General features: G+C 74.1%; 7 protein-coding genes. 5 read left to right on the forward strand and 2 right to left on the reverse strand.

Going from position 1 to position 6903, the window contains the following annotated elements; all coding sequences use genetic code 11:
- Positions 1-1263, forward strand: a 1263-nt coding sequence (gene hcp, locus KS423_RS33905; protein WP_224283589.1) for a hydroxylamine reductase, incomplete at its 5' end; no start/stop codon positions are given.
- Positions 1260-2309: a 2Fe-2S iron-sulfur cluster binding domain-containing protein gene (locus tag KS423_RS48195; protein ID WP_224283590.1), complete on the forward strand. Its 1050-nt coding sequence runs from the start codon at positions 1260-1262 to the stop codon at positions 2307-2309. The genes hcp and KS423_RS48195, both read left to right, overlap by 4 nt.
- A 52-nt stretch (positions 2310-2361) precedes the next feature.
- On the opposite strand, the gene KS423_RS33915 is transcribed toward KS423_RS48195, so the two are convergent.
- The gene (locus KS423_RS33915; protein ID WP_224283591.1) at positions 2362-3864 is read right to left on the reverse strand and encodes a PTS transporter subunit EIIC; all 1503 of its coding nucleotides are present in this window, start codon (positions 3862-3864) and stop codon (positions 2362-2364) included.
- A gap of 31 nt (positions 3865-3895) precedes the next feature.
- A complete protein-coding gene (locus KS423_RS33920; protein ID WP_224283592.1) occupies positions 3896-4486 on the reverse strand; it encodes a MarR family winged helix-turn-helix transcriptional regulator in 591 nt (196 codons plus the stop codon).
- A gap of 187 nt (positions 4487-4673) precedes the next feature.
- Between KS423_RS33920 and KS423_RS33925 the strand changes: the two genes are divergently transcribed.
- The 3 genes from KS423_RS33925 to KS423_RS33935 form a co-directional block, all read left to right on the forward strand.
- The gene (locus KS423_RS33925; RefSeq protein WP_224283593.1) at positions 4674-5873 is read left to right on the forward strand and encodes a cytochrome P450; all 1200 of its coding nucleotides are present in this window, start codon (positions 4674-4676) and stop codon (positions 5871-5873) included.
- 94 nt (positions 5874-5967) lie between these two features.
- Positions 5968-6165, forward strand: a complete 198-nt coding sequence (locus KS423_RS33930) for a ferredoxin (protein WP_224283594.1) — start codon at positions 5968-5970, stop codon at positions 6163-6165.
- On the forward strand, positions 6162-6903 hold a 742-nt coding region (locus KS423_RS33935), incomplete at its 3' end, for an FAD-dependent oxidoreductase (RefSeq protein WP_224283595.1). The genes KS423_RS33930 and KS423_RS33935, both read left to right, overlap by 4 nt.

Here is a 6903-nt window from a genome sequence, read left to right on the forward strand (position 1 = left end):
GGCGTCCGGGTGGACGCCGGGCTCGCCCTGGTGGGGCCGGAGGTGGTCGGGCTCCGCTCGCTCCACCTCTACGCGCTCAAGGGCATCTGCGCCTACGCCCACCACGCCGACGTGCTCGGCCGCCGCAGCGCCGAGGTCCTCGGCGGCGTCGAGGAGGCCTTCGCCTACCTGGCCGGCGAGCCGACCGACGCGGCCGAGCTGCTGGAGCGCGCCGTCGGCCTCGGCCGGCTGAACCTCGCGGCGATCGAACTGCTCGACGCCGCCAACACCGGCACCTACGGCCCCCAGCAGCCCACCTCCGTACGCACCACCCCCGTCGCCGGAAAGGCGATCCTGGTCAGCGGCCACGACCTGCGGGACCTCGAAGCCGTACTGGTGCAGACCAGGGGCCTGGGCATCAACGTCTACACCCACGGCGAGATGCTCCCCGCCCACGCCTACCCGCTGCTCAAGGCCCACCCGCACCTGGTCGGCAACTACGGCGGTGCCTGGCAGGACCAGCAGCAGGAGTTCGCGGCCTTCCCCGGCCCGATCCTGATGACCTCCAACTGCATCATCGAGCCGCACGTCAGCTACCGCCGCCGGATCTTCACGGCCGGACCGGTCGGCTGGCCCGGCGTCCGGCACCTCGCCGACCACGACTTCCGCCCGCTGATCCAGGCCGCCCAGGCCCTGCCGGGGTTCCCGGAGACCGCGGCCGAGGAGGAGGCCGTCACCGTCGGCTTCGGCCGGGACGCCGTGCTCGCGGTCGCCGACCAGGTGGTCGACGCGGTGCGGCAGGGTGCCATCCGGCACTTCTTCCTGATCGGCGGCTGCGACGGCCCCACCCCCGGACGCGACTACTACACCGACTTCGCCCTCGGCGCGCCCCGGGACAGCGTGGTGCTCACCCTCGGCTGTGCCAAGTACCGCTTCAACCGGCACGACTTCGGCGAGATCGCCGGCCTCCCCCGGCTGCTGGACCTCGGCCAGTGCAACGACACCTACTCCGCCATCCGGATCGCCACCGCGCTGGCCGACGCCTTCGAGTGCGAGGTCAACGACCTGCCGCTCACCCTGGCGCTGTCCTGGACCGAGCAGAAGGCCGTCGCGGTGCTGCTCACCCTGCTCGCACTGGGCATCCGCACCATCCACCTCGGCCCCTCGCTGCCCGGCTTCCTGACCCCCGCCCTGGTCGACGAGCTCGTGAAGCGGTTCGACCTGCGGGTGACCGGCGACCCGACGGCCGACCTGGCCGCCGCGCTCGAACGGACGGCGTCGTGAGCACGGACGACGTGGTGGACGCGGCCGGATCGCACCCGGTCGCCCTCACCACCAGCGACGGCGGCCGGCTGGAGTTCGCCTGCGCCCCCGGCCGCAGCGTCCTGGAGGCCGCGGAGGAGGCCGGCGCCGCCCTGCCGGCCTCCTGCCGCCAGGGCACCTGCGGCTCCTGCCACGCCTCGGTCACCGACGGACCGTACGAACTCGGCCCGCACAGCGAGCAGGCCCTCCCACCGGGCGAGCGCGAGCGCGGCGAGGTGCTGCTCTGCCGCACCTTCCCCTGCGGGCCGCTGACGGCCGCGCTGCCGTACGAGCAGTCGCGCATCCTGTACGGCGGCATCCCGGTGCGCGAGGGCACCGTCACCGCGGTGGACCCGGTGACGCCGGACACCGTGCGGCTGGAGGTGCGCCTCGACGACCCGGACTGCCAGTTCGACCCGGGCCAGTTCATGGAGCTCCGAGCTCCCGGCGGCGAGCCGAAGCGCGCGTACTCCCTCGCCAACACCGGCAACTGGGAGGGCCGGCTGGAGTTCTACGTCCGGCTGCGGGAGGGCGGGCACTTCTCCTCCTACCTCGCCGGCCGGGCCCGCCCGGGCGACCGGCTCACCGTGCACGGCCCGCAGGGCGCCTTCGGCCTGCACGAGACCGGCCTGCGCCCGCGCTTGTTCGTGGCCGGCGGCACCGGCCTGGCCCCGCTGCTGGCGATGGTCCGCCGGATGGCCGAGTGGCAGGATCCGCAGCCCGCCCGGCTGTTCCTCGGCGTCAACGAGCCGAAGGACGTCTTCGGACTGGACGAACTCGCCGCTTCGGCCGCCGAGTTGCCGGGCTTCCGGTACGAGGTCTGCGTCTGGAGACCCGGCCCCGGCTGGTCCGGGCCGACCGGCACCCCGGCGGACCTGCTGGCCGCCGCCCTGCCCGAACTCGGCGACGCCGCACCGGACCTGTACGTCTGCGGGCCGCCGCCCATGGTCGACGCCGTCCTGCACACCGCCGCGCTGGGCGGGGTGCCGCCCGAGCAGGTGCACCGGGAGCGCTTCCTGGCGACCTGACCGGCCCGGACCGCGGGCCGGCGCCGAGCGCGTCGTTGTCGGCGGCCCGCGGCTACCCCGAGCTCCCGGCCGAGGCGGCGGGAGCGTTGTACTCGGCGAGGGTCTCGCGGGTGAAGCCGAAGAAGTAGGTGGCCAGGAAACCCGCGAGGTAACCGGTCAGCAGCCCGCCACCGTAGACGGCGGCGCTCGCGAGGAGTCCCTGTGGGCCGGCCAGGAGCGGGAAGAGGGCCCAGCCGGAGGGGCCGATGGCGGTGGAGCCCACGGCGCTGCCGAGCTGGCCGGCCACTCCGACGAAAGCACCGCCGGCGGCGCCGCCGATGCAGGCGGTGACGAAGGGGCGCCCCAGCGGCAGGGTGACGCCGTAGACCAGCGGCTCGCCGACACCGAGCAGGCCGGCCGGGAGCGCGGACCTGATGGTGGCCCGGATGGAGGCGTTGTGGCGCAGCCTCAGGTAGACGGCCACGGCGCAGCCGACCTGCCCGGCGCCGGCCATGGCGAGGATCGGCAGCAGCACGGTGGAACCCTGCTGCTGGATCAGGGTGGTGTGGATCGGGATGAGCGCCTGGTGCAGGCCGAGCATCACCAGCGGCAGGAAGAGCCCGCCGAGCACGAGTCCGGCGAACAGGCCGCCGTGGGCGAGCAGCCAGGTGGCGGCGTGGCCGATGGCGGTGGAGATCTCCCCGGCGACGAACATCAGGCCGAACAGCGCGGCCAGCCCGCCGAGCAGGACGGTGACCGTGGGGGTGACCAGGACGTCCAGGGCGGCGGGCAGCAGCCGACGGGTCCAGCGCTCCAGGTGGACCGCCAGCAGCGCGGCGAGGAGCGCGCCGACCACACCGCCCTGCCCCGGGGTGAGGTGGTGGCCGAACGCCTCCACCTTGGCGACCCCCGCATAGACGATCACACTGGCCACGGCCCCGCCGAGCACGGGTGTGCCGCCGAACTCCTTCGCCGTGTTGTAGCCGACGAAGACGGCGATCAGGGACATGAACCCGGAGGAGACCGGGCCCAGGGCGGTGACCAGGGCCGGGGCCCAGCCGAGGTTGGCGAGGGCCCCGGAGAGGCCGGCGACGATGCCGCACCCGATCAGCGCGGGGATCAGCGGGACGAAGATGTCGGCGATCCGGCGCAGTGCCAGTTTCACCGGGGTCGCGTTGCGCGCCCGGGCCTGTGCCCGGATGCGGTCGCCGCGCCCGGCGAGGTCCCCGGCGGTGGGGGCGGCCTGCGGTTCGGCCCGACCGCCCGCCCCTTCCCGTCCGTCCGCCCCGTCCTCCCCCGCCGCTGCGGCCGGTGCGCCGGGGGATTCCAGGAGGCGGCGCAGCTGCGCGGTGACCCCGGCGACGGCAGCGGGCCCGAGCACGATCTGGTAGGTGTCGTCCTCGACCGTGCCCAGGACCGCCGGTAGCGCCCGGAGCGCCTCGGTGTCGACCAGGGAGCGGTCCGCCAGGCCCAGCCGCAGCCGGGTCATGCAGTGGGCGACCGAGCGGATGTTGGCGGCGCCACCGACCAGCGGGAGGATCGCCCCGGCCACGGCGTGGTTCTTCTCGTCCGACATGCCGGGGGACGTACCCGGGTGCTCCCGGGGATCAACCGCCGTCGTGTGCGGCAGTGTTGAGCCGGGCCTTCGCCCTCGCGGCACCGTCGGCACCGTCCGACCGGTGCGGGAGCGGGTCGTCCTCGGACAGCATGGTGGTGCGTACCCGGTGCACGTACCGGTCGATCAGGTGGCTCAGCACGCTGACGGTGGCGGTGACGTCCGGCTCGGGGACGCCGTCCAGCGCACTCGCGAGTCCGGCGATGTTGGCCTGTTTCAGGCGGTCGAGCAGCTCCCGCCCGTCGGCGGTGATGGCCACCTGGCGGGCCCGCCGGTCCAGCGCGTCCTGGCTGCGTTCCACCAGCCGCTGGCCCTGGAGGCGGTCGATCTGCCGGGTGACGTGGGAGGGCTTGACCATCAGCCGGTCGGCCAGGTCGCTCACCCGGCTGGCCCCCGCGCCCTCGGCGAGCGCGCGCAGGAGGTAGACGTCCGAGCGTGCGGCGGTGATGCCGGCCCGGGCGGTGCGGCGTTCGTGCTCCTGTGAGCGCGTCAGCAGGTAGGCCAGCGTGGCCAGTACGGCCTCCAGACCGTCCAGCTCGCAGGCGGTGGTCCGACCGTCTTCGGCGTCTTCGTCGTCCGACATGGGGGAACTGTAGCGATCCGGTGCGGACGGCGGCCGGGGCGGGAAGCCGTGACCGGATTTCGGACAGATTCGACTGTCACCCGATCCGCCCCTTCTGTCACCACGGAACGCGAGCTAGCGTGACGGTCAGTTAGTTGCTTTGGGCACGTAAATAGGCCTGCTTCAACTCCGAGAAGGGGATTCACTGATGGCCACCGCCGAGAAGACCCCGCGCTTCGCCCACCCCGCCGCCCGCGGCACCTGCCCGTTCGCCCCGCCGCCCGCCTACGGGCAGGCCCGGCAGGAGGAGCCGGTCAGCCGTGTCTCCCTGTGGGACGGCTCCACCAGCTGGCTGGTCACCCGGCACGAGGACATCAAGGCGGTCCTCTCCGACGCCCGCTTCAGCTCCGACTCCACCCGGCCCGGCTTCCCGTTCATCAGCGCGGGCGCCCGGCAGCTGAACGCCGGTCAGCCCACCTTCATCCGGATGGACGACCCCGAGCACGCCCGCTTCCGCCGGATGCTCACCGGCGAGTTCATGATCAGGAAGGTCGAGGCGCTGCGCCCCGAGGTCCAGCGGATCGCCGACGACCTGCTGGACCGGATGACCGAAGGACGCTCCAGCGCCGACCTGGTCCGCGAGTTCGCCCTGCCGCTGCCGTCCCTGGTCATCTGCCTGCTGCTCGGCGTCCCCTACCAGGACCACGACTTCTTCCAGGAGTGCAGCCGCGTCCTGCTGCGCCGCGCCTCCACCGCCGAGGAGGTCACCGCCGCCCAGGCCAAGCTGGTCGACTACCTGGTCGAGCTCACCGAGGCCAAGCGCACCCACCCCGACGACGGCATCCTCAGCCGTCTGGTGGAGCGCGGCGAGCTGAGCACCGAGGAGATCGGGGCGATGGGCCGGCTGCTGCTGGTGGCCGGACACGAGACCACGGCGAACATGACCGCGCTCTCCGTGCTCGCGCTGCTGCGCAACCCCGACCAGCTCGACCACCTGCGCAAGCACCCCGAGTCCGTGCCCGGCGCGGTCGAGGAGCTGCTGCGCTACCTGAGCATCGTGCACTCCGGCCTCACCCGGGTGGCCACCGAGGACGTCGACCTGGGCGGCGTCCGCATCCGGGCGGGCGAGGGCGTCATCTGCATGGTCAACACCGCCAACCGGGACGAGCAGGAGTTCCCGGACGGCGACGAGCTCGACCTGACCCGCGACGCGCGCCGGCACCTGGCCTTCGGCTTCGGCAGCCACCAGTGCCTGGGGCAGCCGCTGGCCCGGCTGGAACTGCAGATCGCGCTGACCAGCATCCTGCGGCGGCTGCCCGAACTGCGCCTGGCCGTACCGTTCGAGGAGATCCGCTTCCGCGGCGAGATGCTCGTCTACGGCGTCCACGAGCTGCCGATCGCCTGGTGACCCGGCTCCACCGCGAGCCGCCACGACCGTACCCGTCCGCCTGCCCTGTGCCGAAGTTCACGGCCGCCGGGGCACGTGTTCCGAAAGGAAGACCATGCTCGTCCGGATCGACCAGGAGAAGTGCTGCGGCGCCGGGCACTGTGTGCTCGCCGCCCCCGACGTGTTCGACCAGCGCGACGAGGACGGCATCGTCGTCCTGCTCGACGCCGAACCGCCCGCCGAGCTCCACCGGGCCGTCCAGGACGCCGCCGCGGTCTGCCCGGCCGCGGCGATCCGCCTGGACCAGGTGTGACCGCACTGCGGGACGTGGCCGTGGTCGGCGCCGGCGCGGCCGGGCTGCACGCCGCCGAGGCCCTGCGCCGGTCCGGCTACGACGGCCGCCTCACCCTGATCGGGGCCGAGCCGGATCCGCCGTACGACCGGCCGCCGCTGTCCAAGCAGCTGCTCGGCGGCGAGTGGCAGGCCGACCGCCTGGCCCTGCGCGGCCCCGAGGCGCTGGACGAGCTCCGGCTCGACCTTCGCCTGGGAGTCCGGGCCGGGCGGCTCGACCGCCGGGAGCGGACCGTCCACCTCTCCGACGGCCGGCGGGTGCGCTGCGAGGCCGTCATCGTGGCCACCGGAGTCCGCCCGCGCCGGCTCCCCGGCGCCGAGACGCCGCGGCCCGGGGCACACGTGCTGCGCACCCTCGCCGACGCCCTCGCCCTGCGCGATGAACTACGGTCGGGCTTAAGGCTGTTGGTGGTCGGCGGCGGACTGCTCGGCGCCGAGGCGGCGGCCACCGCCGTCGGGCTCGGCGCCGAGGTGACCTGGCTGACCTCCACCGCCACGCCGCTGGCCGCCGTCCTGGGCACCGAAACGGCCGCGTTGCTGGCCGGCCTGCACCGCGAACACGGGGTGCGGCTCCACCGGGGCCTGGCCACGGGGCTGCTCGAACGGCGCGGCCGGACCGCCGGCGTCCGGCTGGCCGACGGCTCCGAACTGGCGGCCGACGCCGTGCTGATGGCCGTCGGGTCCGAGCCCGCCACCGAGT

It is taken from the genome of Streptomyces sp. LS1784 (assembly GCF_020103755.1).
Taxonomy (GTDB): Bacteria; Actinomycetota; Actinomycetes; order Streptomycetales; family Streptomycetaceae; genus Kitasatospora.

Excerpts from the sequence above, each read along its gene's own strand:
- KS423_RS33920 (WP_224283592.1), bottom strand. The coding sequence starts at position 4,486 with ATGTCGGACGACGAAGACGCCGAAGACGGTCGGACCACCGCCTGCGAG.
- KS423_RS33930 (WP_224283594.1), top strand. The coding sequence starts at position 5,968 with ATGCTCGTCCGGATCGACCAGGAGAAGTGCTGCGGCGCCGGGCACTGT.
- KS423_RS33925 (WP_224283593.1), top strand. The coding sequence starts at position 4,674 with ATGGCCACCGCCGAGAAGACCCCGCGCTTCGCCCACCCCGCCGCCCGC.
- KS423_RS33915 (WP_224283591.1), bottom strand. The coding sequence starts at position 3,864 with ATGTCGGACGAGAAGAACCACGCCGTGGCCGGGGCGATCCTCCCGCTG.